Origin of the sequence: Mesorhizobium sp. B4-1-1 (assembly GCF_006439375.1) — a bacterium.
In the GTDB taxonomy this organism is placed as follows: Bacteria; Pseudomonadota; Alphaproteobacteria; order Rhizobiales; family Rhizobiaceae; genus Mesorhizobium.
Map to the genome: position 1 here is coordinate 383540 of NZ_VFTH01000002.1, position 25921 is coordinate 409460.

21 protein-coding genes are annotated in these 25921 nt (G+C 63.7%); 11 read left to right on the forward strand and 10 right to left on the reverse strand.

Annotation, left to right across the window (positions count from 1 at the left end):
• The first annotated feature begins 71 nt into the window (after window positions 1–71).
• From FJW10_RS04570 to FJW10_RS04600, 6 genes are all read left to right on the forward strand, one after another.
• The gene (locus FJW10_RS04570) at window positions 72–833 is read left to right on the forward strand and encodes an HpcH/HpaI aldolase/citrate lyase family protein (RefSeq protein WP_140898720.1); all 762 of its coding nucleotides are present in this window, start codon (window positions 72–74) and stop codon (window positions 831–833) included.
• 218 nt (window positions 834–1051) lie between these two features.
• A complete protein-coding gene (locus FJW10_RS04575; protein WP_246674111.1) occupies window positions 1052–2242 on the forward strand; it encodes a pyridoxal phosphate-dependent aminotransferase in 1191 nt (396 codons plus the stop codon).
• A gap of 87 nt (window positions 2243–2329) precedes the next feature.
• Window positions 2330–3127 (forward strand): ABC transporter substrate-binding protein, encoded by a 798-nt coding sequence (locus FJW10_RS04580; protein ID WP_140898723.1) that lies wholly within the window; start codon window positions 2330–2332, stop codon window positions 3125–3127.
• A 201-nt stretch (window positions 3128–3328) separates the two neighbouring features.
• On the forward strand, window positions 3329–4003 hold the full coding sequence (locus FJW10_RS04585) for an amino acid ABC transporter permease (protein ID WP_140898725.1): 675 nt from the start codon (window positions 3329–3331) through the stop codon (window positions 4001–4003).
• 41 nt (window positions 4004–4044) lie between these two features.
• Window positions 4045–5334 carry a cysteine desulfurase-like protein gene (locus FJW10_RS04590; RefSeq protein WP_140898727.1) on the forward strand — a complete coding sequence of 430 codons (1290 nt, stop codon included), beginning with the start codon at window positions 4045–4047 and terminating at the stop codon, window positions 5332–5334.
• A gap of 754 nt (window positions 5335–6088) precedes the next feature.
• On the forward strand, window positions 6089–6787 hold the full coding sequence (locus tag FJW10_RS04600) for an SRPBCC family protein (RefSeq protein ID WP_181177400.1): 699 nt from the start codon (window positions 6089–6091) through the stop codon (window positions 6785–6787).
• Between the two features lie 381 nt (window positions 6788–7168).
• Here FJW10_RS04600 and FJW10_RS04605 read toward each other — a convergent pair whose 3' ends face one another.
• The 5 genes from FJW10_RS04605 to FJW10_RS04625 are packed head-to-tail and all read right to left on the reverse strand — an operon-like array spanning window position 7169 to window position 12409.
• Window positions 7169–7996: a dipeptide ABC transporter ATP-binding protein gene (locus tag FJW10_RS04605; protein WP_140898731.1), complete on the reverse strand. Its 828-nt coding sequence runs from the start codon at window positions 7994–7996 to the stop codon at window positions 7169–7171.
• Window positions 7993–8844 (reverse strand): ABC transporter ATP-binding protein, encoded by an 852-nt coding sequence (locus tag FJW10_RS04610; RefSeq protein ID WP_140898733.1) that lies wholly within the window; start codon window positions 8842–8844, stop codon window positions 7993–7995. The genes FJW10_RS04605 and FJW10_RS04610 overlap by 4 nt, the downstream gene beginning before the upstream one ends.
• Window positions 8844–9752, reverse strand: a complete 909-nt coding sequence (locus FJW10_RS04615) for an ABC transporter permease subunit (RefSeq protein WP_140898735.1) — start codon at window positions 9750–9752, stop codon at window positions 8844–8846. Before FJW10_RS04615 ends, FJW10_RS04610 begins: the two co-directional genes overlap by 1 nt.
• The gene (locus FJW10_RS04620) at window positions 9753–10760 is read right to left on the reverse strand and encodes an ABC transporter permease subunit (protein ID WP_140782594.1); all 1008 of its coding nucleotides are present in this window, start codon (window positions 10758–10760) and stop codon (window positions 9753–9755) included. It lies immediately after the preceding gene.
• A gap of 50 nt (window positions 10761–10810) precedes the next feature.
• On the reverse strand, window positions 10811–12409 hold the full coding sequence (locus FJW10_RS04625; protein WP_140832410.1) for an ABC transporter substrate-binding protein: 1599 nt from the start codon (window positions 12407–12409) through the stop codon (window positions 10811–10813).
• Between the two features lie 461 nt (window positions 12410–12870).
• Between FJW10_RS04625 and FJW10_RS04630 the strand changes: the two genes are divergently transcribed.
• A complete protein-coding gene (locus tag FJW10_RS04630) occupies window positions 12871–14745 on the forward strand; it encodes a long-chain fatty acid--CoA ligase (protein ID WP_140898795.1) in 1875 nt (624 codons plus the stop codon).
• A gap of 71 nt (window positions 14746–14816) precedes the next feature.
• Window positions 14817–15452 (forward strand): 50S ribosomal protein L11 methyltransferase, encoded by a 636-nt coding sequence (locus FJW10_RS04635; RefSeq protein ID WP_140898797.1) that lies wholly within the window; start codon window positions 14817–14819, stop codon window positions 15450–15452.
• A 99-nt stretch (window positions 15453–15551) separates the two neighbouring features.
• On the opposite strand, the gene FJW10_RS04640 is transcribed toward FJW10_RS04635, so the two are convergent.
• Window positions 15552–16277: an HAD family hydrolase gene (locus FJW10_RS04640; RefSeq protein ID WP_140898737.1), complete on the reverse strand. Its 726-nt coding sequence runs from the start codon at window positions 16275–16277 to the stop codon at window positions 15552–15554.
• 6 nt (window positions 16278–16283) lie between these two features.
• Window positions 16284–17927: a glucose-6-phosphate isomerase gene (pgi, locus tag FJW10_RS04645; RefSeq protein ID WP_140898738.1), complete on the reverse strand. Its 1644-nt coding sequence runs from the start codon at window positions 17925–17927 to the stop codon at window positions 16284–16286.
• A 392-nt stretch (window positions 17928–18319) separates the two neighbouring features.
• Here pgi and FJW10_RS04650 point away from each other — a divergent pair, with 392 nt between their 5' ends.
• Window positions 18320–19813, forward strand: coding sequence for a PLP-dependent aminotransferase family protein (locus FJW10_RS04650; RefSeq protein WP_140647084.1), 1494 nt, complete (start codon window positions 18320–18322; stop codon window positions 19811–19813).
• Between the two features lie 220 nt (window positions 19814–20033).
• The gene (locus FJW10_RS04655) at window positions 20034–21623 is read left to right on the forward strand and encodes a trimethylamine methyltransferase family protein (protein WP_140832405.1); all 1590 of its coding nucleotides are present in this window, start codon (window positions 20034–20036) and stop codon (window positions 21621–21623) included.
• 62 nt (window positions 21624–21685) lie between these two features.
• On the opposite strand, the gene FJW10_RS04660 is transcribed toward FJW10_RS04655, so the two are convergent.
• On the reverse strand, window positions 21686–22084 hold the full coding sequence (locus FJW10_RS04660; RefSeq protein WP_140898740.1) for a hypothetical protein: 399 nt from the start codon (window positions 22082–22084) through the stop codon (window positions 21686–21688).
• Between the two features lie 127 nt (window positions 22085–22211).
• Window positions 22212–24017, reverse strand: a complete 1806-nt coding sequence (locus tag FJW10_RS04665; protein WP_140832402.1) for an IlvD/Edd family dehydratase — start codon at window positions 24015–24017, stop codon at window positions 22212–22214.
• Between the two features lie 150 nt (window positions 24018–24167).
• Here FJW10_RS04665 and FJW10_RS04670 point away from each other — a divergent pair, with 150 nt between their 5' ends.
• The gene (locus tag FJW10_RS04670) at window positions 24168–24617 is read left to right on the forward strand and encodes a carbon monoxide dehydrogenase subunit G (protein ID WP_140832400.1); all 450 of its coding nucleotides are present in this window, start codon (window positions 24168–24170) and stop codon (window positions 24615–24617) included.
• A gap of 19 nt (window positions 24618–24636) precedes the next feature.
• Here the strand turns inward: FJW10_RS04670 and FJW10_RS04675 are convergent, their stop codons facing one another.
• On the reverse strand, window positions 24637–25812 hold the full coding sequence (locus FJW10_RS04675; RefSeq protein WP_140898741.1) for an Mrp/NBP35 family ATP-binding protein: 1176 nt from the start codon (window positions 25810–25812) through the stop codon (window positions 24637–24639).
• Window positions 25813–25921 lie beyond the last annotated feature (109 nt).

Below are 25921 nucleotides of genomic sequence, written 5' to 3' on the forward strand. Positions count from 1 at the left end.
TCAAGCCTGAAACAGCTTCGCCTCACCGTCGTTTGCGGATATGCATTGGGCAGCACCAAAAGGGGATAGGCATGAGCGAATTCCGCCAGAAATGCATCGGCAAGGCGAACGTCATCGGGTCCTTCGCCGCCATCCCCCATCCGGTCGCGGTGGAAGTGATGGCGTCGTCCGGCCTCGATTTCCTCTGCATCGACTGGGAGCACGCGCAGATTTCGCGCGAGACGATCGAGACCATGCTGCGCGCGGCCGACGTGCACCGCGTGCCGGCCATGGTGCGCGTTCCCGGCCATGCGCCGGAAGCGATCCAGGCGGCGCTGGACAGCGGCGCGCAAGGCGTGCTGATCCCACGCGTCTCGACAGCGGCCCAGGCGGCGATGGCGGTCAAGGCCTCGCGTTATCCGCCGCTCGGCGAGCGCGGTGTCGGCCCTGGCCGGGCCGCCGGCTATGGCTATCGCATTCCCGAATATCTTGCCGCCGCCAATGAGCGGATTGTCGTTGCCATTCAGGTCGAGACCGCCGAGGGGCTGGCCAATATCGAGGCGATCGCAGCCGTCGACGGCATCGATGTTGTCTTCGTCGGCCCAGGCGACCTCTCGGTGTCGATCGATGCCGTCGGACCGGCGGGCGCGGACAAGCTCTCCCAGGCGATCAGGACAATCATCGGCGCGGCGGTGGCGCATGGCAGGACCGCCGGCATATTCTGCGCCAGCCCGCAGAATGTCGGCCGATGGACAGCCATCGGCGCGAGTTTCTTCGTGCTGGCCAGCGACACGATGTTTCTTGGCGCCGGCGCCGCGGCCAACTGGACCGCCGCGCGCGCCGAACTGGGCTAAGGCTATTCAGGTGATGCAGGCCTACCTCAACACGCCTGATGACGATCGCGGTCAAAGGGCGTATCGGCGAAGCGACAGGCCAACTTTTTAAGCTTAAAACTTTTGCCTTGAAATGCGCCGTGCTTTGGATAGCATCCGAAGCTGATGCGACTGCCGTGGCGGAGGGGCTTTTCCGGTCGGTCCATCGTTGGTGGAAGGGGTTTCAGTCCTTGTCGTTTGTGTTGCCCCAGTCGTCGTCCAGCGCGCGCTATGCTTTCGATGGCGTGCGGGCGCAAATTCGCGACCTTCACACGGAAAACATCGCAAACCTGGCGGTTCGCGCGCGAGAGCTCGGCGATGTCATCGCACTCTGGTACGGCGAGGGCGACATGGTGACGCCCGCCTTCATCCGCGACGCGGCGAAGGCCGCTTTCAACGAGGGCCTGACCTTCTACGTTCCCAACATGCGCGGGCACGGCCCGCTGAACGAGGCGCTGTCGGAGTACCAGACGCGCATCCATGGCCGCTCGATCCCGATCGCGCGGACCACGGTAACGCCGGGCGGCATGCAGGCGCTGTACCTTGCGCTCGAGCTGCTGGTCGATACAGGTACCAACGTCGTCTATGTCGCGCCGCAATGGCCGAACATCCACAACGCCATCCACCTGATCGGCGGCGAGCCGCGGCCGTTCTCGCTCGACTTCAAGGATGACTGGCGGCTCGACCTCGACCGGCTGTTCGCCACTTGCGACGCGCGCACCCGCGCCATCTTCCTGTCGACGCCGTCCAACCCGACCGGCTGGACGGCGTCGCGCGAAGAGATGCAGGCGCTGCTCGACTTCAGCCGGCGCACCGGTATCTGGATCATCTCCGACGAGGTCTATGGCCGGCTCTATTTCGACGGCGACGTCGCGCCCTCGATCCTGCAGATCGCCGAGGACGGGGACCGGGTGCTGTCGGTCAACAGCTTCTCGAAAGCCTGGGCGATGACCGGCTGGCGCATCGGCTGGCTGACCCATCCTTCAGGCGTTGCCGACCAGCTCGGCGCGATGACCCAATATATCAACAGCGGCACCGCGGCCCCGATCCAGGCCGGCGCCGTGGCGGCGATCCGGCAGGGCGAGCCGCTGGTCGAGGAAATCAGACAGCGGATCAGGACTGGCCTCGACCTTGCCTATGACAGGCTGGCGCAAATCCCAGGCATCATCCTGCCGACCAAACCGCGCGGCGGCATGTATGCCTTCTTTGCGCTTGAGGGTGAAAGCGACGCCCGGCAAGCCTGCGCCAGGATCCTGGAGACGGCCCGCGTCGGGCTGGCGCCCGGCCATCTCTTCGGAAGCTCGGCAACGGCATTCCTCAGAATGTGCGTCTGCCGCGACCGCGACCAGATAGCGACCGCGCTCACCCGCATGGTCGCCGCCATGAATTGACGCCCCGCTGGGAGGCGGGACGGCAAGAACCGTGCGGGGTCAGCCCGCCCGATCAACAACCAGAGGGAAGACCCAGAGGGTAACCAAATGAGCTTTACGCGTCGCAACCTGCTTGTTCTGGCCGCCGCCATCGGCATCGCCGCCGGCCCCGCCACCGCTTATGCCGCCGATGTGCTCAATGTAGGCGCCTATCCGACCAATCCGCCCTTCGAATACAAGAACGAGAGCGGCACTTTCGAGGGTTTTGAGGTCGACATCGTCAACGAGGCGGCAAAGCGCGCCGGCATGACCACCGACATCGCCGACCTCGGCTTCCAGGCGCTGTTTGCGGCTGTCAGTTCCAACCGCATCGATGTGGCCATCTCCTCGATCACCATCACACCGGAGCGGCTGAAAACGCTGTCGTTCACCCAGCCCTATTATGATTCCGACATGGGCATCGCCACCAAGACCGACAGCGCGATCAACGCCGAGGCCGATCTCAAGGGCAAGGTCGTCGGCGTGCTGTCCGGCTCGACCGGCGAAACCTGGGTCAAGGCGCATCAGGAGGCCGACGGGTTCAGCGACGTGAAGGGCTACGACACGCAGCAGAACCTGCTGCTCGACCTCAGCGCCGGCCGCGTCGACGCCGCCGTCAGCGACATCCCCGGCATGCAGTACTCGTTCCAGAAGATGAAGGACCTCGTCGTGAAGGAACGTATCAAGACCGGCGAACAGTACGGCCTGATGATGAGCAAGGACCATCCGCTGCTCGGTAAGCTCAACGACGCTCTCACCGCGATGAAGAAGGACGGCACGCTGGCCGCGATCCACAAGAAGTGGTTCGGCAGCGACGCGCCGGCCGACTCCTCGACCGTCAAGGAAATGCCGCTGCCCAAGGCCTGATCGAGACAAAAGCGAGCCGTGCCGGCTTTCAGGGCCCGCACGGCTCTTTTTCCTTGAATTTCCCGGAACCACAGGCAGACCTTCAGTTGACGTTTCGGGCCTCGCTCTGGCGTCTATCCTTGATTTGACGCGAATTCCGAACGGAAAGCCGCTTCGCATTTCGTGGAATTGCTCTGACGCAAACGGTTCGGGAACGCTCCCATGTCGCTGATCGACACCTTCTTCAATCCCGAGGTCATTGCGTCCAGCTTGCCGGCGCTGCTGCGCGGTTTCCTCAACACGCTGCTGCTCGGGGTGATGAGCATCGTCATCGGCATCGTCGTGGGGCTGGCGATCAGCCTGGTGCGGCTCTACGCGCCGAAACCGCTGCGCTGGCTCGCCATCGGCTACACCGACATCTTCCGCGCCTTGCCGGTGCTGGTCGTGCTGATCCTGATCTATTACGCGCTGCCTTTCCTCGGCATCCGCCTGTCGTCCTGGGCGTCCGCCGTGACGGCATTCGCCATCATCATGTCGGCCTATTCGGCCGAAGTGTTCCGCTCCGGCATCGAGAGCATTCCTAAGGGCCAGTTCGAGGCGGCGCAGGCGCTCGGCCTGCCATTCCTGCTCACTCTGCGCAAGGTGGTGCTGCCGCAAGCGATCCGCGTGGTCATCCCGCCGATGACCAGCAATTGCGTCTCGATGTTCAAGGACACCTCGCTTGCCTCGACCGTGGCGTTGCCGGAACTCTTGAAGGAAGCGACCAATGCGCAGTCGCTCTACGCCAACCCCTCGCCGCTGATCGGCGCGGCGCTCGTCTATCTGATCTTCCTCTGGCCGATGGTTCGCCTGGTCAGCCTGCTCGAGCGCCGTTTCCAGACGGAGAAGACGCGCTGAACTCACCAACAGATCCCAAGTCCCCCGCAGGAGCACACCCCGTGAACAAGCATCAGACCGACAACACAAACGTCGCCGCGTTTCCGGTCGAAAAGATCCGCGCCATGTTTCCCGCCTTGCAGCGTGCCGGCGACTTCATCTTCATGGACAATGCCGCCGGCGCGCAGATCCCGCAAAGCGTGCTCGACGCGGTGACCAACCATCTGGTGTCGCACAATGTGCAGCGCGGCGGCCGCTATGGCCGCAGCGTCACCGTCGACCAGTCGGTCGCCGAGGCGCGGACAAGCGTGGCGCTGCTGATCAATGCCTACAGCCCGTCCGAAATCTGCTTCGGCATGAACGCCACATCGTTCATCCGCCTTGTCAGCCTCGGCATCGGCCAGATGCTTTCCAATGACGCGGTTGGGGGACGCGACGAGATCGTCATCACCGACATGGACCATGACGCCAACATCGCCACATGGCTGGCGCTGGAATCCGCCGGCGCCAAGTTCAAATGGTGGCGCATGCGCGAGGACGGCAATCTGCATGTCGACGACCTCAAGCCGCTGGTGTCGGAGCGCACGCGCCTCGTCGCCTGCACGGTGACGGCGCACTCGATCGGCTCGATCGTCGATGTCGCCTCGGTGGCCAGGATCGCGCACGCGGCAGGCGCCGAAGTGTTTCTGGATTGCGTGCATTACGGGCCGCACGGACTGATGGACGTGCAGGCCTGGGACTGCGACTATCTGGTCTGCTCCGGCTACAAGAATTTCTCGCCGCATATGGGCTTCCTGTGGGGCCGCTTCGAAACGCTGAAGCGGCTGCCGACGTTCCGCGAGGATTTCATCCCCGACGAGCCGCCCTACAAGGTCGAGGCCGGCACCTTCATCTACGAGAATGTGTCGGGCATGGATGCGGCCGTCCAGTATCTGGAGCTGATCGGCCGCAATCTCGCGCCGTCCAACAATCGCTCGCGGCGCGAAAATATCGTCGCCGGCATGGGCGCCATTCGCGACTATGAGCTGATGCTGGCACGCGAGATGCTGAAAGTGCTGAAGGATTGCAATGCCACCATCTACGGCGTCGGCGACGAGGCGCGCATCTATGAGCGCGTGCCGACCTTCTGCTTCAACATCGGCACGCTGTCGCCGCAGCGGATCGTCGAGGAAATGGCCGAGATGCAGATCGGTATCCGCGATGGCCACATGTACGCGCCGCGCCTGATGAAGCGGCTCAATTTGTCGATGGACAGCGGCGCCATCCGCGCCTCGCTGGTGCATTACAACACCGTCGAGGAAATCCACAAATTCGGTGAGGCGCTGCGGGCGATCGTCGCCAAGCTATCGTGAGGGTTGAACGGGCCAGAACGGTCCTTCAGATATGCGTTTCGGAGCGGCGGGAATGGGGCCGGAACTAGACAGTCCGATTCTGGTCCTCGCTACACGGAAGCTGCCGCTTCGGATCTGTCTGACCTGGAAAAGTCTGCCTGGCCAGCCGTCGACGCCATCCCGTAGTTCGCAAGCGCATCATTCTGATACCCGCCGTTTACTAGGGGTAAGACGAACTGGGCTCGAAGTCGGCCTGCAACCTGTGCTGCGGTTTAGGCATCCGACGTGATGATCGCGGTCGACAATTAGGTCGGCGAATTAAACAAACCGCTGGGGAAGTGCGCAGCAGATCCCATTCCCTTGCGATGTCGCCCCGCTTACGACAGGATGGCAGCAACTCGAGGTTAGCCTATGACGCCAGACAACTTGCGGCCCGACCACGTGCCAGTCGACACGCCGCCCGTGCAATACCTGAACCTGGACCCTTCCCTTTATGTCCGCGATGATATCTGGCAGCAGGAACGAGGCAACATTTTCGCGCACACCTGGCAGTTCATGGGGCCTGTCGCCTCGGTCGCGGCGTCCGGTCAATACCTTGCCATCGACATCGCCGGCACGCCGATCTTCGCCATCCGGGGCCGAGACGGGACCTTGCGCGGATTTAAGAACGTCTGCCGCCACCGGGGGGGCGAAACTTCTGGCAGATGGCGCGGGCAAATGTGGGCTGATCGTTTGTCCCTATCACAAATGGTCCTTCGCCGACACCGGACGGCTGGTGCAGGCCCCGTGGTATGGCAAGGATCCCGCGATCATCGCCGAGGACTGGCCGCTGGAGACGGTGCAATTGTCCGAGTGGCGCGGGCTGCTCTTCGCGGCACTCGACCCGAAGGAAAGTCTTCTGGAGCAACTTGGCTCTCTGCCCGCCGAACTGGCGGACGAGCCGTTGGAGACCTATGCCGCCACCGATCAGGCCACCGTCAGCTTTGCGGCGAACTGGAAGATCTACACCGACAATTTCGTCGAAGGCTACCACATTCCTGGCACACATCCCTCGTTCTTCGCTGCCATCGACTTCGAAGCTTTCCAGACCACCGCCCATCCCGGTTATGTCCGGATGACCGCACCGCCGAAAGACGGTCTGTTCTATCGCGGCAAATGGCTTTGGATGTGGCCGAACTGGACGCTGTCGCTTTTCGATGGCGGCATGAACGTTAGCCGGATCAACCCGACCTCACCGCATCACACAGACCAGCACTACCATTTCTTCTTTGCCGACACCTCTGCAGAAGCATCCGAGAGCAGGGCGAAATCTGTGCAAGGCACCCTGGCCGTGGTACGCGAGGACTACTCCATCTGCGCCGATACGCATCGCAACTATGCCGCGGGGGCCTATAGCTCCGGCCCGCTTTCGGGGCGGCATGAGCGGGGAGTGCAGTATTTCCAAGAACGGGTCGCTGCGGCACTGGGGCTGTGACCGCCCCTGGCGTCCTTGTCCGCCGGATAGTGCGCCGGCTTGCCGCCGGTACGAGAGCCCCGGCCATTCGAGGGTATAGGGCGGGCACGGAAAGACGGGTTATGAGCGTCGCGGCAATCGGAGCCCGCTCAATCCGGAGAGCATTCAGCATGTGCTTCAGGAGATCGGCGAACGCGGCTTTGACGACCAAGTACAGCGGGCGCTCTTACCGGCCGGACCCTCAATGTCTAGATCGGGGCCGGGAGCGGCATGGCAGCTTTCGAGAATTTGTTTCGGTTGCCTGAGCGTCCGGCATAAGGCGCAAAGCAGTCGCCCGCGCCTTGGCAGATGTAAGTCGTCGTCGAGTAAAACTCGGTCGTTCAGAGCAGTTGAGTTTTAATTCTAAGCCGCCTTCTTCTTCGCCAGCCTCGCCTTGATGCTCGCCACGTCCGCGCGCGGCGTGGCCGCGAACAGCGTCCTGGTGTAGGCGTGCTTGGGGTCGGAGAAGACCTCGTCGCGCGGACCGTATTCGACGGCTTCGCCGAAATACATCACCATCACGTCGTCGGCGATGTAGCGCACCACCGATAAATCGTGGCTGATGAAGACGTAGGTCAGCTTGAACTCGTCCTGCAGGTCCGCAAGCAGGTTGAGCACCTGCGCCTGCACGGAGAGGTCGAGCGCCGAGACCGGCTCGTCCAGCACCAGCAGGCTCGGATTCAGCATCAGCGCGCGGGCAATGGCGATGCGCTGGCGCTGGCCACCGGAAAACATGTGCGGGTAGCGGTTGTAATGCTCCGGTCCGAGGCCGACCTTCTTCAGCATCTTCATCGCCAGGTCGCGCCGTTCCTCGGCCGACTTGTCGGTGTTGATCAAGAGCGGCTCGCCGAGCACGTCGCCGATCTTCTGGCGCGGGTTGAGCGAACCATAAGGATTCTGGAAAACGATCTGCACCTTGCGGCGCATTTCCTTCGACAAGCCATCCCTGGCGATGTCGACCTTGTTGCCGTCGATGAAGAGTTCTCCGGAGGTGGCCGGATCGATCAGCGTGATGATGCGGGCAAGCGTGGACTTGCCGCAGCCGCTCTCGCCGACGATGGCAAGCGTCTTGCCCTTTTCGACGCTAAAGGACACGCCCTTGACCGCATGGAGGGTGCGCGCGCCGCGGAACAGGCCGCCGCCGACATGGTAGTCGCGCTTGATGTCCTTGCCTTCGACGACCTTGGTCATGTACCAGCTCCTTGGGGCGCCGGCTCGAACAGCATGTCGGAGACGGTCGGCAGCCGGTCGCCGACGGCGTTCTCCGGCAGCGCCGAGAGCAGCGCGCGCGTGTAGTTGCTCTTAGGCGATTCAAAGAGCGACAGCACGTCGGCCTCTTCCATCTTGCGGCCCTTGTACTGGACGATGACGCGGTCGGCGGTCTCGGCCACGACGCCCATATTGTGGGTGATCATGATCAGGCCCATGCCGTATTTGGCCTGCAGCGAGACCAGCAGGTCGAGGATCTGCTTCTGGATGGTGACGTCGAGCGCGGTGGTCGGCTCGTCGGCGATCAGGAGCTTCGGGTTGCAGGCGATCGCCATGGCGATCATGACGCGCTGGCACTGGCCGCCCGACATCTGGTGCGGGAAGGAATTGAGCCGCTCCTCCGGTTCAGGAATGCCGACCTGCTTGAAAAGCTCGATGGCGCGCGCCCGGCGCTGGGCCTTGTCCATGCCCATGTGGAAGCGCAGCACTTCCTCGATCTGGAAGCCGACGGTGAAGCAGGGATTGAGGCTGGCGATCGGCTCCTGGAAGATCATGGCAATATCCTTGCCGATGATCTTGCGGCGATCGGCAGGGCTCATTTTCAACATATCGCGGCCGTTGAAGGTCATACGGTCGGCGGTGACGGTGGCGGTCCAAGGCAACAGGCCCATGACGGCCAGCATCGACACCGACTTGCCGGAGCCGGACTCGCCGACGATGGCGAGCACCTCGCGCTCGTCGACATGGAGCGAGACGCCATCGACGGCGCGGAACGGGCCCGATGCGGTCAGGAATTCGACGACGAGGTTCTGGATGTCGAGCAGCGCCATCACGACCTCCTGAGCTTGGGATCGAGGGCATCGCGCAGGCCGTCGCCGACCAGGTTGATGGCAAGCACGGTGATGAGGATGGCGAGACCTGGGAAGGTGACCACCCACCAAGCGCGCAGGATGAACTCGCGCGCCGAGGCAAGCATGGTTCCCCACTCCGGCGTCGGCGGCTGCGCGCCGAGGCCGAGGAAGCCGAGCGCTGCGGCTTCCAGGATGGCGTTGGAGAAGGACAGCGTGCCCTGGACGATCAGCGGCGCCAGGCAGTTGGGCAGGATGGTGGCAAGCATCAGCCTGATATGGCCAGCGCCGGCGACCTTCGCCGCCACGACATATTCGCGGCTCTTCTCGGCCATCACGGCGGCGCGCACCAGGCGGGCGAAATGCGGCTGCAGGACGAGCGCGATCGCCAGCATGGCGTTGAACAGGCCGGGGCCGAGGATGGTGACCAACACCAGCGCGAGCAGCAGCGACGGGAAGGCCAGGATCAGGTCCATGACGCGCATGATCGCGACGTCGACCCAGCCGCGGAAATAGCCAGCAAGCAGGCCGAGCGTGATGCCGCCGGTGAGCGCCAGCGTGACCACCACCGCGCCGATCAGCAGCGAGAAGCGGGCGCCGTAAAGCAGGCGCGAGAGGATGTCGCGGCCGACCGGGTCGGTGCCGAGCAGATATTGCGTCGAGCCGCCATCCTGCCAGGCCGGAGGCCGCAGGAACGCGGTCTTGTCCTGCACGTCGGGCGCATAGGGCGCGAGCAGCGGCGCGAAGAGGGCAGCCAGCACCAACAGGACAAAGACGAACAGGCCGATGACGGCGCCGCGGTTCACCGAGAAATAGTGCCAGAAGGTCTTGAGGCCGGTGAGACGATCCGGATTGCCGGCGGCCATCGGGGCGATTTCGGTCTGGCTCATTTATGCCGCCCTGATGCGTGGGTTGATGACGGCGTAAAGCACATCGACGATGAGGTTCACCGCCATGACGATGAGCGCGATCAACAGCAGACCCGACTGCACGACGACATAGTCGCGCTTGAAGATGGAATCGACCATCCACTTGCCGATGCCCGGCCAGGCAAAGATGGTTTCGGTGAGGATGGCGCCGGCGAGCAGCGTGCCGACCTGCAGGCCGATGGTGGTGACGACCGGGATGAGCGCGTTGCGCAGCGCATGCACGCCGATGACGCGGCCCGCGGAAAGGCCTTTGGCGCGCGCGGTGCGGACGTAATCCTCGCCCAGCACCTCCAGCATGGCCGAGCGCGTCTGGCGCGCGATCACCGCCAGCGGAATGGTGCCGAGCACGATCGCCGGCAGGACGAGATGGCTAAGCGCCGAGCGGAAGGCGTCCCACTTGCCGTAGAGCAAGGTGTCGATCGTCATGAAGCCGGTGATCGGCTTGAAGAAGAACTGCAGGCCGATGCGGCCCGAGACCGGCGTCCAGCCGAGATAGCCGGAAAAGAAGATGATGAGCAAAAGGCCCCACCAGAAGATCGGCATGGAATAGCCGACAAGCGCCGTGCCCATCAGCGACTGGTCGAACCAGGAGCCGCGTTTGACGGCGGCAAAGATGCCGGCCGGGATGCCGATGATCATGGCGAAGATCATGGCGAAGAAGGACAGCTCCAGCGTTGCCGGGAAGAGTGTCTTGAACTCCTCGAGCACCGGACGCTTGGACGAAATGGAGACGCCGAAATCGCCGGTGGCGACCTCACCGACATAGCGCGCGTACTGCTCCCAGATCGGCAGATTGTAGCCGAACTGCTGCTTGAGCTCTTCATAGCGGGCGGGCGCGACGCCGTGCTCGCCGGCCATGGCGAGGATCGGGTCGCCGGGCAGCAGCCGCACAAACGCGAAGGCGCAGATGGTGATGCCGACAAGGGTCGGAATCAGGAGGGCGATTTTGTTGAGAAGATATCGGAGCATCTTGAATGGAATGGGGCGGCGCTGAAGTTTACGCCGCCCCGTTCGCAATCTTATTCGGCTTTGTCAACGCCGTCGAAGCGGTGAATGCCGAGCGGGTCCATCTTGTAGCCGGTGACGTTGTTGCGAACGACCGAATAGACCTGGCTGTGGGCCAGCAGGAAAGCCGGGGCTTCCTTGGCGAAGATCACCTGCGCCTGCTCATAGAGCTTGGTGCGCTCGGCCTGGTCGCTGGTCCTCTTGGCCTTCTGGATCAGGTCCTCGAAGTCCTTGTCGCACCAACTGGAGTAGTTCGACACGCCGATGGCGGAGCAGGCGAAGAGAGTGGCGAAGAAGTTGTCCGGATCGCCATTGTCGCCGGTCCAGCCGATCTGGAAGGCGCCCGGACGGTCCTTCTTCTTGCCTTCCTCGCGATACTTCGTCCACTCATAGTTGACGATGTCCGCCTTGACGCCGACCTTGGCCCAGTCCGCCTGGATCAGCTCGGCCGCGCGCTGGAAGTTCGGGTTGTAGGGACGAACGCGGTCGGCAGCCCAGAGCTGGATTTCCTTCAGTCCGGCAGCCTCAAGCACCTTCTTGGCCTCATCCGGATTGTAGGTGTCGGTCTTCACGTCCTTGTCCCACGACCACATGGTTGGCGGGATGAGGTTCTCGGCCGGGGTGGCGCCGGCGTCCTGGAACAGCGACTTGATCAGGGCTTCCCGGTCGATCGCCTGGTTGAGCGCATGACGCACTTCCGGTTTGTCGAGCGGCGGGATCGTGGTGTTGTAGCTCATATAGCCGATGTTCAGGCCGGCCTGATCCATCAGGGTCACGTCCTTGTTGGCCTTGATGGTGGCGATGTCGGCCGGGTTCGGATAGGGCGCGATGTCGCATTCGCCAGCCAGCACCTTCTGGATGCGGGCGGTCGCGTCAGGCGTGATGGCGAAGACGAGATCGTCGATCTTTTCCTTGCCCTTGAAATAGTCGGGATTGGCCGCATAGCGGATGACCGAATCCAGCTGGTAGTCGACGAACTGGAACGGACCGGTGCCGATCGGCTTGGTCGAGAAGTCGGCCATCTTGCCGTCCTTCTGGAGTTGGTCGGCATATTCCTTCGACACGATCGAGGCGAAATCCATGCCGAGATTGGCCAGCATCGGCGCGTTCGGCTCGGTCAGCGTCAGCTTGACGGTGAGGTCATCGACCTTCTCCCACTTGGCGACGTATTTCGGCATGTCCATGCCGGTGTAATAGTCCCAGGTGAGGTTCGGCAGATACTTGTCGCCGTTCCACGGATTCTCCTTGTTGAACTGGCGATCGAAGGAGAAGACGACGTCATCGGCGTTGAGGTCGCGCGTCGGCTTGAAATAGTCGGTGGTCTGGAACTTCACACCCGGATGCAGATGGAAGGTGTAGACCAGGCCATCGTCGGAAATTTCCCATTTGTCGGCCAGACCAGGCTCGATCTCGGTGCCACCGTGCTTGAATTCGACCAGTCGCGAATAAACGGTGCGCGAAGACGCGTCGAAGTCGTTACCGCCGGTCGTCGTACCCGGATCGAAATTGGCCGGCGACGCTTCCGAGCAATAAACGAGCGTCTTAGCACTGGCCATGCCGCTGAGGACGCTTGCAGCCAGCAACGCGGCTGCAAAAGTCATTGTCTTTTTCATTGAGCACTCCCTGATGTTCTCTCAAGCCCCTCTATCAGGCTCGCGAAGGGCGCATATAAGCACCGTTTCTTCGCCTTTGGAACACCTCGTTTGCGTACCCCATGGGAAGCAGGAAAAGAATCTAGTTTTTGCTCTATAGGCAGCAAAAATGAGTAGTCTTTTCTCCTCACGACATTATTAACGGCGGCATTTTTTTATTGATCGGCCGCCTTTGGAAATGAGCCTACGGGGCCCGACCGCCTGGGGTCAGCCGGCCGCGCAGACACGATGCGGGAGGTCGCCGGGGCATCAGATTTCGACGGCAAATCTTTCCCGGTCCTGCCGCTGGGGCAAGGCTTGCACGGCTGCCGATAGAGGCAATACATAGACCATGGGCGGGATTTCCTGGAAAATCCATGACCGGCGTGGAGGACGCTTCCCTGGAAGCGGGCGCCCAGATCGAAGGCGACAGGGAGAGACAGGTGGCAAAAGCAGCCAAGACGACAGCCGCGGCGAAAGCAAAGGCCAAGGCCACCGCCAAACCCGCAACGCCAAAAGCCAAGACGGCAGCCGCGAAAGCGGACAAGCCGGCAACGGCAAAAGCGGCGGCCGTGAAGCCGACCGTCGCGAAACCTGCCTCGAAGGGCCTGCCGAAAGCGATCACCGAGCTCACCGCCGGCCTGCCGGAAAAACCGTGGCTGAAAAGCTATCCGAAGAACATGCCGGCCGAGATCGGCGCCCTGCCCTACAAGTCCATCGGCGACTTCCTGGTCGGCGCCTGCAAGCAATTCGGCGGACAGCCGGCCTTCGTGTGCATGGGCAAGTCGATCACCTATGCCGAGCTCGAGCGGCTGTCGGCCGCGTTCGGCGCCTATCTGCAGGCAAGAGGCCTGGAGAAGGGCGCGCGCGTCGCGCTGATGATGCCCAACGTGCTGCAATATCCGGTGGCGATGATGGCCATACTGCGCGCCGGCTACACGGTGGTGAACGTCAATCCGCTCTACACGCCGCGCGAACTGGAACACCAGTTGAAGGATTCCGGCGCGCAGGCGATCGTCATTCTCGAAAACTTCGCCGGCACGCTGCAGGCGGTGATCGCCAGGACGTCGGTCAAGCATGTCATCGTCGCGGCGATGGGCGACATGCTGGGCGGTCTCAAGGGCGCCATCGTCAACATCGTCGTGCGGCGGGTGAAGAAGATGGTTCCGGCATGGTCGCTGCCCGGCCACGTCAAGTTCAACGCCGTGCTCAAGACCGGCGCGACCATCGCTTTCAAGCCGCCCACGGTCTCCGGCGACGACATCGCCTTCCTGCAATATACGGGCGGCACCACCGGTGTCTCGAAGGGCGCTGTGCTGCTGCATCGCAACGTGCTTTCGAACGTCGCGCAGAATTCGCTGTGGGTGGAGGACGCCTACACGATCAAGCCGAAGCCGGCGCATCTCAACTTCATCTGCGCGCTGCCGCTCTATCACATCTTCGCGCTGACGGTGAACGCGCTGATGGGCATGCAGCAGGGCGCGCAGAACGTGCTGATCCCGAACCCGCGCGACATTCCGGGCTTCGTCAAGGAACTGGCGAAATACCCGATGCATATCTTCCCGGGCCTCAACACGCTGTTCAACGCGCTGCTCAACAATGAGGAGTTCCGCAAGCTCGACTTCAAGCCGCTGATCCTGACGCTGGGCGGCGGCATGGCGGTGCAGAAGGGCGTCGCCGAGCGCTGGAAGGCGCTGACGGGATGCCCGGTGAGCGAAGGCTACGGTCTGTCCGAAACCTCGCCGGTGGCGACCGCCAACAAGTTCAGCTCCAGCGACTTCACCGGCACGATCGGCCTGCCGCTGCCTTCGACCGAAATCGCCATCCGCGACGACGACGGCAACAACGTGCCGCTCGGCGAAGTGGGCGAGATCTGCATCCGCGGCCCACAGGTGATGGCCGGCTACTGGAACAGGCCCGACGAGACCGCCAAGGTGATGACCAAGGACGGCTTCTTCAAATCCGGCGACATGGGCTTCATGGACGAGCGCGGCTACACCAAGATCGTCGACCGCAAGAAGGACATGATCCTGGTCTCCGGCTTCAACGTCTATCCCAACGAACTGGAAGAGGTGGTGGCGCATCACCCCGGCGTGCTTGAAGTGGCGGCGATCGGCGTGCCGGACGAGCATTCCGGCGAAGTGCCAAAATTGTTCGTGGTGAAGAAGGACCCGGCGCTCACCGTCGAGGCGCTGTTGGCTTATTGCCGCGAGAACCTGACCGGCTACAAGCGGCCGAAATTCATCGAATTCCGCACCGAGCTGCCGAAGACGCCGGTCGGCAAGATCCTGCGGCGGGCGTTACGGGACCAGGCTTGAGCGATCCCACGGCCAGCCAAAGGCGACAGCGGACAAAGGGGTGCGATCCGGCGGAATTCATCAGGGCGAACATGCGGCTGGCGCCGGTGCCGTCGCTGCCGGAGATCAGGCTCTACCTGGCGCATGCCGGCAGCGGACTGCGGCGGCTGCTCGAACCGGACGACGACAGCGACGAAAGCTGGCCGGAGCCACAGCCGCCCTACTGGGCCTATGCCTGGGCCGGCGGCACCGTGCTGGCACGCTATATCCTCGACCGTCCGTCGATCGTGGCCGGCAAACGCGTGCTCGACCTCGGCGCCGGCTCGGGGCTGGTCGGCATCGCGGCGGCAAAAGCCGGAGCCCGCGCGGTGATCGCGGCGGAGATCGACCGCAATGGCGTCGCGGCGCTCCGCCTCAACGCGGAAGCCAATGGTGTCGCCATCCAGATACGCGCTGAGGACGTCACAGCCGGTCCGCCGCCGGCGGTCGATCTCGTGCTCGCCGGCGACGTCTTCTACGCGCGGGATGTAGGGCAGCGGATGATGCCGTTCCTCGACCGCTGCCTCGCCGCCGGCATCGACGTGCTGGTCGGCGACCCCGGCCGCGCCTGGCTGCCCAGGCCACGGCTTTGCCTGCTCGACGAATATCAGGTGCCGGATGTCGGTGGAAACGGCGGCAGCGAGCCCAGGTCCAGCGCCGTCTTCGCGCTTGTGGCGGAAACCGGTTAGAGCGATTCAGCATTAGACCGAATCGCGAAACCGCTCCAACTCTCTGTTTTTACGCAATTCCGGACGGAAAACCGCTACGCGCTTTTTCCTGAAATTGCTTTAGTCCGCCGGCACGTTCACCCGCGCGGCGAGGAAATCCGGCAGGTCGGCGACCGAATCCAAAACGACGTCCGCCATCGGCGCCAGCGAGTCGCGCGTGCCGGTGCCGGAGAGCACCCCCACCGCCAGACCGCACCCGCCGGCGCGCGCCATTTCCAGATCATGGCGGTTGTCGCCGACCATGGCGATCTCGCCCGGCTTTAGCCCGGTCAGGTCACAGAAAGCGACGACCGTGTCGGGCGCCGGCTTGGAATTGGCAACAGCGTCGTAGCCGAAGGCGGCATCGAAGAGCTGCGCGATGCCGAGCGTAGCGAGCGTCCTTTCGGCGCCGCTGGTCGAATCGTTGGTGGCAACGCCCATCCGATAGGATCGTTTGTGCAATGTCCGCAGCGAGTCGATGACGCCCGGCAGCGCGACCGCCATGGCCGACCCCTGCACCGAAGTGATCTCGTTGAAGCGGGAAACGGCGTGCATCTGGTCCTCCTCGGACAGACGCGGGAACCAGAGCTCGACGACGTCCATGTTCGAACCGGAAGCGAAGATCGAATCGGGCTTGAAGCGCTTCGTGACGAAGTCGAAGCCGGCGGCGGCAAGCAACCTATCCGCTTTCCAGCGGTCGCCCTCGGCGGCATCCATCGCCATGAAGTCGGCGACGCCGAGCCAGGTTGTGTTGAAGTCGACAAGCGTGCCGTCCTTGTCGAACAATATTCCCTTGATGTCCGCCAATCCCGTTTACTCCGCGCCACGCAATTGGTGGATATGTCCCACCAGTCCGGCGGTCGAGGCGTCGCGTTTTGCGGCAGTCTCCCTGCCCTCCACGACAGGCAGCAGGCCGGTCGCTAGTTCCTTGCCGAGTTCGACGCCCCATTGGTCGAAGGAATTGATGTTGAAGAGCGTGCCCTCGACGAAGACGCGGTGCTCGTAAAGCGCGATCACCCGGCCCAGCGTGCGCGGATCGAGCTTTCTATAGAGAATGGTCAGCGAGGGGCGATTGCCCGAGAAGACGCGGTGCGGCGCAATGCGATCGACGTCGGCCGGCTTCATGCCCTTGGACAGCATCTGCGCGCGCGCCTCTTCCAGCGTGCGCCCCTTCATGAAGGCCTCCGACTGCGCCAGGCAGTTGGCGAGCAGCAGATCGTGCTGGTGCTTCAGTTCAGGCTCATGACCGACGGCGGCGGCGAGGAACTCGACCGGGATGAAGTCGGTGCCCTGATGCAGGAGCTGGAAGAAGGCATGCTGGCCGTTGGTGCCGGGCTCGCCCCAGACAAGCGGACCGGTCGGCGTGGCGACCGCGGCGCCGTCCAGCGTGACGCTCTTGCCGTTCGATTCCATATCGAGCTGCTGCAGATAGGCCGGCAGGCGCGACAGGCGCTGGTCGTAAGGGATGACGGCACGGGCCGGATATTTGCAGACGACGCGATGCCACCAGCCGATGAGCCCCAAAAGCACCGGCAGGTTCTTTTGCATCGGCGCGGTGCGGAAATGCTCGTCCATCTCATGCGCGCCATCGAGGAAGGCGCGGAAGTTGCGCGGGCCGACGGAAATCATCACCGGCAGGCCGATGGCGCTCCAGACCGAGTAACGGCCGCCGACCCAGTCCCAGAAGCCGAAGACGCGGTCCTGCTCGATGCCGAATTTCGCCACGAGGTCGAGCGCGGTCGAGACGGCGGCGAAATGCTTGCCGACCGCTTCCTTGCCAAGCGCCTTCTGCACCCAATCGCGCGCCGTTTGCGCATTCGTCATCGTCTCGACCGTGGTGAAGGTCTTGGAGGCGATGATGAACAAAGTCGTTTCGGGAGACAGGCCCTTCAGCGTGTCATGGATATGGGCGCCGTCGACATTGGAGACGTAATGCGCGCGCGGCCCGTCATGGTAGGGCGCTAGCGCCAGCGTCACCATCGCCGGGCCGAGGTCCGAGCCGCCGATGCCGATGTTGACGATGTCGGTGATCTTCTTGCCGGTGGCGCCGGCCGCCTTGCCGGAGCGGATGGCGTCGGCGAAGGCGCCCATGGCATCGAGCACGGCAATCACGTCGGCCTTGGTGTCCTGGCCGTCGACGATCACGCTCTTGCCGGTCAGGTTGCGCAGCGCGGTGTGCAGCACGGCGCGATTCTCGGTGATGTTGATCTTCTTGCCTTCGAACATCGCGGCGCGGCGTCCCGCGAGATCGGCGGCATCGGCGAGCTTCTCCAGCGTCGTCATGGTATTCGCGTCGACCGCGCATTTCGACCAATCGAGCAGAAGATCGCCATCGGTGGCGGAGAATGTCTCGAAGCGCTTGGGATCGGCGGCGAAGGCCTCGCGCATGGTGCCCTTGGCTGCCGCGCGCTGCTCACGCAAGGCTGCAAGTTGCTTGTCAAAGGATGACTGGTCCACTAGCGGGCTCCTGGCGGGTTTTTAGACCATTTTAACAGGCCGGATGTTTCCGGCGCGTGTCGGCGCGTCATTCTATCGAGCCGATTTCCATTTCATTCAAGCGGTGGCGATGACGCACCTCGTCACGCTTTGATGAGAGGTGATATTGGACGGTGAGGAGGCGGGAATTTCGCCGCGAGGGTGCGGTGCGCCATGCATCGCGCCTGGGGTGCCGCAACGACGCTGCGCGTCGGGCTTTAACGCGTGGCGACGACGCTCTGCGTCGCGCTTGATAGATCACTGGCATAAATCCCAGCGATCAGAAAAATTGATTGGCGCAACCCCTTATGCCACCCATACACTCCACTGGTCCAGCCAAGTGAAAACAGCTGGCCATCCGAGGAAGATTTCCCATGCCACAGCGCAATGACACGGCCATATGGTCCGGCCTGTTCCGGATTTCGGCTGAATCCGGCCAAACCCTTCAGGCGCAGATCCGCCAGGCGATCGTCGCGGCCATTCTCGACCGACAGATCGCCGCCTCGATGCCGCTGCCGTCCTGCCGAATTCTCGCGGAAAAACTTGGGGTTGCACGCGGCACGGTGGTGCTGGCCTTCCAGCAGCTGGTCGACCAGGGCTTCCTGGTGGCGCGCGAACGGCGCGGCCATTTCGTCAATCCGGACGTGCTGGCCACTCCCGCCAAACCGCACCAGAAGGCGCCGGACCAGCAGAACGAGATCGACTGGAAGGCGCGCCGGCAGATCGCAGCAAGCGATATGCCGCCGCCGGCCAAGCACGACAACTGGATCAAGTCCTCCTATCCGTTCGTCTACGGCCAGTTCGATCCAGCGCTGTTTCCGACCGCCGAATGGCGCGAGTGCAACCGCATGGCGCTGGCAGTGCTGGAGATCCGCAACTGGGCATCCGACATGGTGGACCGCGACGATCCGCTGCTGATCGAGCAGATCCAGGCCAGGCTTCTGCCGCGGCGCGGCATCTTCGCCAATCCGGACGAGATCATCGTGACGCTGGGCGCGCAGAACGCGCTCTATATGTTGGCCACGCTCTTGATGACCAAGGGCTCGAAAGTGGCGATGGAAGACCCCGGCTACCCCGATGCCCGCTCGATCTTCCGGCTGGCCGGCGCCGATATCCAGCCGGTCCCGGTCGACCAGTCGGGCATCGTGACCTCGTCGATCCCCAGTGATTCCGGCTTCGTCTTCGTCACGCCCAGCCACCACTGCCCGACCATGGTGCCATTGTCGGCGGAGCGGCGGCAGGATCTTCTGGCGCGCGCCAACCGCAACAACCAGATCATCATCGAGGACGGCTATGACAGCCAGTTGCTCGACGAGGCGCCGCAGCAGGCGCTGAAGAGCCTCGATCGCTCGGGCCGCGTCATCTATGTCGGCTCGATGTCGAAGACGCTGGCTCCGGGTCTCAGGCTTGGCTACATCGTGGCCTCGGCCGGGCTGATCGCCGAGCTTCGCGCGCTGCGCCGCTTCATGCTCAGGCACCCGCCGGCGAACAACCAGCGCGCCGTTGCGCTGTTCCTGTCGCTCGGCCATCACGAGGCGCTGGTGCGCAGGCTTTCCACCGCCTTCGATGAACGGCGCAAGCGTCTGGTCCATGCGATTTCCGCTTTCCTGCCAGAATGGCGTTCGACCGACTCGGCCGGCGGCACATCGCTCTGGCTGGAAGGGCCGCGCGGTACCGATTCGCGTGGCCTGGCCGAAGCCGCCGCTTCGCGCAGCGTCATCATCGAACCCGGCGACCGGTTCTTCGACCGCAGCGAAAAGCCTTCTCGTTTCATGCGCTTGGGCATCTCCTCGATCTCGCTGCAGCATATCGAGCCGGGCATCCGCGAACTCGCCACCGCCGCCGGTCGCAGGCCCGCAGCCGCCTGACCGCCAGACTTCCACAAAAAGAGCCGGCGCCGCGCCGGCTCTTTTTGTTTGAGCATACCCTTATCGCTTTAGAATTCTGGCATATTCGACGGGATTGCTTGGCCCATAGTCTGTACCAATGCCGGCGGCATAGTCGGAGCCAGAAGGGGACGATGCAGGCCGATGGTGGACCAACCGCCGCGCCCGCCTCGCAGATAAAGACAGAAGGTGGAGTGCTTCCATGTCAATGGCTCTTGAGAAGCAGGAAGCGTCGTCGGACCAGCGTTCGCGGCGTTCCGGTGGGCGCGAGGCGCGCCGCGCGATGCGCGCGGCGCCTTTAGCCGACGACATCCGGCCGGTGCGGGCGGGACTTGAAGGTGGCAGCTACGGGCCATTGAGCCAGAACGACCGGGAACGCATCCACGAAGCGGTGCTGACGCTCCTGGAGACGGTCGGCTTCGCCAACGCCATCCCGTCCTGCATCGAAGCGCTGACCCGGGTCGGCGGCACCTATGGCGACGACGGCCGCATCCGGCTGCCGCGCGCGCTAGTGCTGGACACGATCAAGAAGGCCGCGCGCAACTTCACACTCTACGGCCAGGATCCGAAGCACGACATGCTGATCCAGGGCAAACGCGTGCATTACGGCACGGCGGGTGCGGCGGTGCATCTGGTCGACGTCGAGAAGCGCGAATACCGCGAATCGCTGCTGCAGGATCTCTACGACGCCGCGCGTCTCGTCGACGGACTGGACAACATCCATTTCTTCCAGCGCACCATGGTGCCGCGCGACATTCCCGACCCGCTCGATATGGATTTCAACACGCTCTATGCCTGCGTGATGGGGACGTCGAAGCATGTCGGCACCTCGTTCACCGTGCGTGAGAACGTCAAGCCGGCGCTGGAAATGCTCTATGCGATCGCCGGCGGCGAGGAGAATTTCCGGGCGCGGCCGTTCGTGTCGAACTCGAACTGCTTCGTCGTGCCGCCGATGAAGTTCGCCGAGGACGCCTGCGGCGTGCTGGAGGCCTGCGTCGAAGGCGGCATTCCGATCCTGCTTCTGTCGGCCGGCCAGGCCGGCGCCACCGCGCCGGCGGCGATTGCCGGCGCCGTCGTGCAGGCGGTGGCGGAAGTGCTGATGGGCCTGGTCTATGTCAATGCCATCAAGCCTGGACATCCGGCGATCTTCGGCACCTGGCCGTTCGTTTCCGACCTCAGGACCGGCGCCATGTCCGGCGGCTCGGCCGAGCAAGCGGTGCTGACCGCGGCCTGCGCCCAGATGGCGCAGTATTACGACCTGCCGGGTGGTTCGGCCGCCGGCATGACGGATTCGAAACTGCCCGACATCCAGTCTGGCTATGAAAAGGGCATCACCGACGTGATGGCCGGTCTTGCCGGCCTCAATCTCGTCTATGAGTCAGCCGGCATGCATGCCTCGCTGCTTGGCTTCTGCCTCGAAAGCCTGATCATCGACAACGACATGCTCGGACATTGCCTGCGCTGCGTGCGCGGCATCGAAGTGACCGACGACGCGCTGTCGATCGACACCATCGCTGACGTCTGCATGAAGGGTCCCGGACACTATCTCGGCAACGATCAGACGCTGAAGCTGATGCAGACCGAGTATTTCTATCCCGCCGTCGGCGACCGTTTCTCGCCCAAGGAATGGAACGAAAAGGGCCGGCCCGACATCTTGTCGCGGGCGATCGCGGAGAAGAAGCGCGTGCTTGCCGAGCGTTTCCCGCGCCACGTCTCGCGCCTGCTCGACGACAAATTGCGCGCCCGCTTCGGCGAGATGATCAAGTTGCCGCGCAACAAGATGGGCGGCTAGGACGCATTGATATTCCGGCGAGGCCGGCCTGACCGAAATCTCAACGCATCCTGTTCGTCGGATCATTCCGCGCTCAGCCCATAGCGCTCGACCACCTCGGCGTTGATCAGCTTGGCGTGCAGCGTCATCAGCACGATCTGCGCGTCGAGACTGTCGCCGGCCTCCAGCGCCGCTTCGATGCGGCGCTCAACCTCCAATGTCGGCTCGCGGCCGTTGGCCTGCTCGAAGACCTGCGGCCCGGCAACGCAATAGCCGCAGAGCTGCGCCACGGATTGATAGGCGCCCGGCGGCGGCTCGTCCGGCCAGCGGTCGTTCATCAGATTGACGATGGTGAGCTTGACGCCTTCCGGCACCAAGGCCGGATGCAAGTCGGCCGCGCGCAAGGCGTCGTCGAGCTGGCGCAAATCGCCGGAGCGGCCGAACATGCCGAGGAAGCCGAGGGAAGAACGCCGTTTCGCCATGGTCTTCTCTGCCCTTCGCGGCCCGCCGAGATCGACCTTATCTGTGCGCTGAGCGCGGCCGAAACAAGAGCGCGAAAAGGACGGCCTGCTGGTTGGCAAGCCGTCCTTTATTTCGCTTCTTGCGCGATTAGTGATTGTCGCGCGGCACGCCGCTGGTATGGGCGACATCCTGGTATTTCACCGCCGGCTTCAGCACCATGCCGGCCGAGAACTGGTCGACCATGCCGCGCTGGATCTCCTGCCACGGCGTCTGGTGCTTGGGATAGTGATAGCCGCCATCGGCCTGCAGCGCGGTGCGCCGCTTGGCGATCTCCTCGTCGCTGACGAGGATATTGGCAGTGCCCTTCTTCAGGTCGATGCGGACGCGATCGCCGGTCTTGAGCAGCGCAAGGCCGCCGCCTATGGCGGCTTCCGGTGAGGCGTTGAGGATCGACGGCGAGCCTGACGTGCCGGACTGGCGGCCGTCGCCGATGCAGGCAAGGGCGTGGATGCCCTTCTTGATGAGGTAGGCCGGCGGCTGCATGTTGACCACCTCGGCGCCGCCCGGATAGCCGACCGGACCGGCGCCGCGCATGAACAGGATGGTGTGCTCGTCGATGCCCTGGGCCGGATCGTCGATGCGGGCGTGGTAATCCTCCGGCCCGTCGAAGACCATGGCGTTGCCCTCGAAAGCCTCCGGGTCGTTCGGGTTGGAGAGGTAGCGCTGGCGGAATTCCGGCGAGATGCCGCTGGTCTTCATGATGGCGGAATCGAACAGATTGCCCTTGAGATTGATGAAGCCGGCATTGGCCTTGAGCGGCTTGTCGGCGCTGCGGATGACATCGTGGTTCTCGTTGACGGCCTCCTTGCAATTGTCGCCCACGCTCTTGCCATTGGCGGTTATCGCACCGGGATGCGGCAGCAGGCCGCCCTTCATCAGTTCGGCGACGACCGCCGGCACGCCGCCGGCATGGTGATAATCCTCGCCGAGATACTCGCCCGTCGGCTGCAGGTTGACCAGCAGCGGGATGTCGAGGCCGATCTTCTGCCAGTCGTCATTGTCGAGCGGCACGCCGAGATGGCGGGCAATCGCGTTGAGGTGGATCGGCGCGTTGGTGGAGCCGCCGATGGCCGAGTTGACGACAATGGCGTTCTCGAAGGCCTCGCGCGTCATGATGTCGGACGGCTTCAGGTCCTCATGCACCATGTCGACGATGCGCTTGCCGGTCTCGTAGGCGATCTGGCCGCGCTCGCGATAGGGCGCCGGGATGGCAGCCGAGCCAGGCAACTGCATGCCGAGCGCCTCGGCCAGCGAATTCATGGTGGTGGCGGTGCCCATGGTGTTGCAATAGCCGGTCGAGGGCGCCGAGGAGGCGACGATGTCCATGAACTCGTCATAGTCGATCTCGCCGGCCGACAGGCGCTGGCGCGATTCCCAGACGATGGTGCCGGAGCCGGTGCGCTTGCCTTTGTGCCAGCCGTTGAGCATCGGGCCGACCGACAGCGCGATTGCCGGAATGTTGACGGTCGCTGCAGCCATGAGAAGCGCAGGCGTGGTCTTGTCGCAGCCGATGGTGAGCACGACGCCATCAAGCGGATAGCCGTAAAGCACCTCGACGAGGCTGAGATAGGCGAGGTTACGGTCGAGCGCGGCGGTGGGGCGCTTGCCGGTCTCCTGGATCGGATGGCACGGGAATTCGAACGGGATGCCGCCCATCGAGACGATGCCTTCGCGCACGCGCTTGGCAAGCTCGAGGTGATGCCGATTGCAGGGCGAAAGATCGGAACCGGTCTGCGCGATGCCGATGAGCGGCTTGCCCGACATCAGCTCGGCGCGCGTCAGGCCGTAATTGAGGTAACGCTCGAGATAGAGCGCCGTCATGCCCGGATTGTCGGGATTGTCGAACCACTCCTGCGAGCGAAATTTCTTCTTCCTGGTGGGGGCGCCTGCCATGGTGGTCTCCGTATTTGTATGACAAATCGATAGGACAATGCGTCCATGCAGGCAAGAGGCAGGCGCTGCCGGGACCCGGACTTTGGTGCGATAGACTTGTTTCGGGCCGCGCGCTACGACCAACCAGCATCAGCAATCCGGGAGGTCTTGATGGCTTTGGTGATCGAAGGCGAGGAGCGGATCGCCGCACCCATCGGGAAAGTGTGGGAAGCCCTCAACGACCCGGAAATCCTGAAGGAGGCGATTCCCGGCTGCCAGAGCCTGGAAAAGACCTCGAACACCGAGATGGCGGCGACCGTGGTGCTGAAGATCGGCCCGATCAAGGCGACTTTCAACGGCGAAGTCACGCTGAAGAACCTCAAGCCGCCGCATTCCTATACCATCCAGGGCGAAGGCAAGGGCGGCATTGCCGGCTTCGCCAAGGGCGGCGCCGACGTCACGCTGACCGCCGACGGGGCGGACTCGACAGTGCTCAGATACGCAGCCAAGGCCGAGGTCGGGGGCAAGATCGCGCAGCTCGGCAGCCGGCTGATCGAGTCGACATCGAAGAAATTGGCAGGGCAGTTCTTCTCGACGTTCGGCGAGAAGGTCGGCGCCTGACCTCCCTCAAGGGAAGGGGTTATTCGAACACGATGCTCGGCACGGCGGCTTCGGCAGCGCCGCGCTCTTCCTGAACCCGTTCCCAGACCTTGCTAGCGATATCGCGATAGATCTTCGCCTCTGCGCCGTCCGGCTTGGAGGCGACGACCGGGGTGCCGGCGTCCGAGCTTTCGCGAATGCCCATTTCCAGCGGCACCTCGCCGAGGAAGGTAACGCCGAGGCGCTCGGCCTCGCGGCGCGCCCCGCCATGGCCGAAAATGTCGTAGCGCTTGCCGGTGTCCGGGGCCAGGAAATAGCTCATGTTCTCGACGATGCCGAGCAGCGGCACATCGACCTTCTTGAACATGTTGAGGCCCTTGCGGGCGTCGATCAGCGCCAGATCCTGCGGCGTCGAGACGATGACGGCACCGGCAAGCGGCACCTGCTGAGCCATGGTGAGCTGGGCGTCGCCGGTGCCGGGCGGCATGTCGACCACCAGCACGTCGAGCGGGCCCCACTCGACCTCGCGCAGCATTTGCGTCAGCGCCGACATCACCATCGGGCCGCGCCAGATCATCGGCGTCTCCTCATCGACGAGGAAGCCCATCGACATCACCTTGAGGCCGTAATTCTGCATAGGCTTCAGCACCTTGCCGTCGACGGTCTGCGGCCGGCCGTGGATATTGAGCAGCCTGGGCATCGACGGGCCGTAGATGTCGGCATCGAGCACGCCCACCTTCAGCCCGTTGGCGGCAAGGCCGAGCGCCAGGTTCACCGCGGTGGTCGATTTGCCGACGCCACCCTTGCCGGAGGCGACCGCGATGATGGCGTCGATGCCGGGCACGCCGCGCTTGCCGTGGCTCTGGGATGCGGGCGCGTGCGGCGCGGGTCGCTGCGGCGCATGCGGCGGAGTGGCTGGCCGAGGGGCGGCCGGGCGTGCCGGAACCGGCGCTTCCATGCCGCCGCCCTTCTTCTCCGCCGTCAGCGCGACGACGGCGCTGGCGACGCCGGGGATGGCCGTCACCGCGCGTTCGGCGGCGGCGCGCAGCGGCTCGAGCTCCTGGGCGCGGGCGGCGGGAACGGTAATCGAGAAGAAGACCTTGGAATCGGCGATGAAGATCTCCGAGACCATGCCGAGATCGACGATGTTGCCGGTGAAGTCCGGCCCGTTCACCGTCTTCAGGCGCTCGACGACGGATTCCTTGGTAACGGTCATGATCTTTCCTCGGGCTTTGGCGTTCCAGATAGTGTAGTTTCCCGGCAGAACCAAGCCGTGGCGCAATGGCTCGCCCGGCGTGCCCCGGAAAGCGACGGATGGTGTCGGA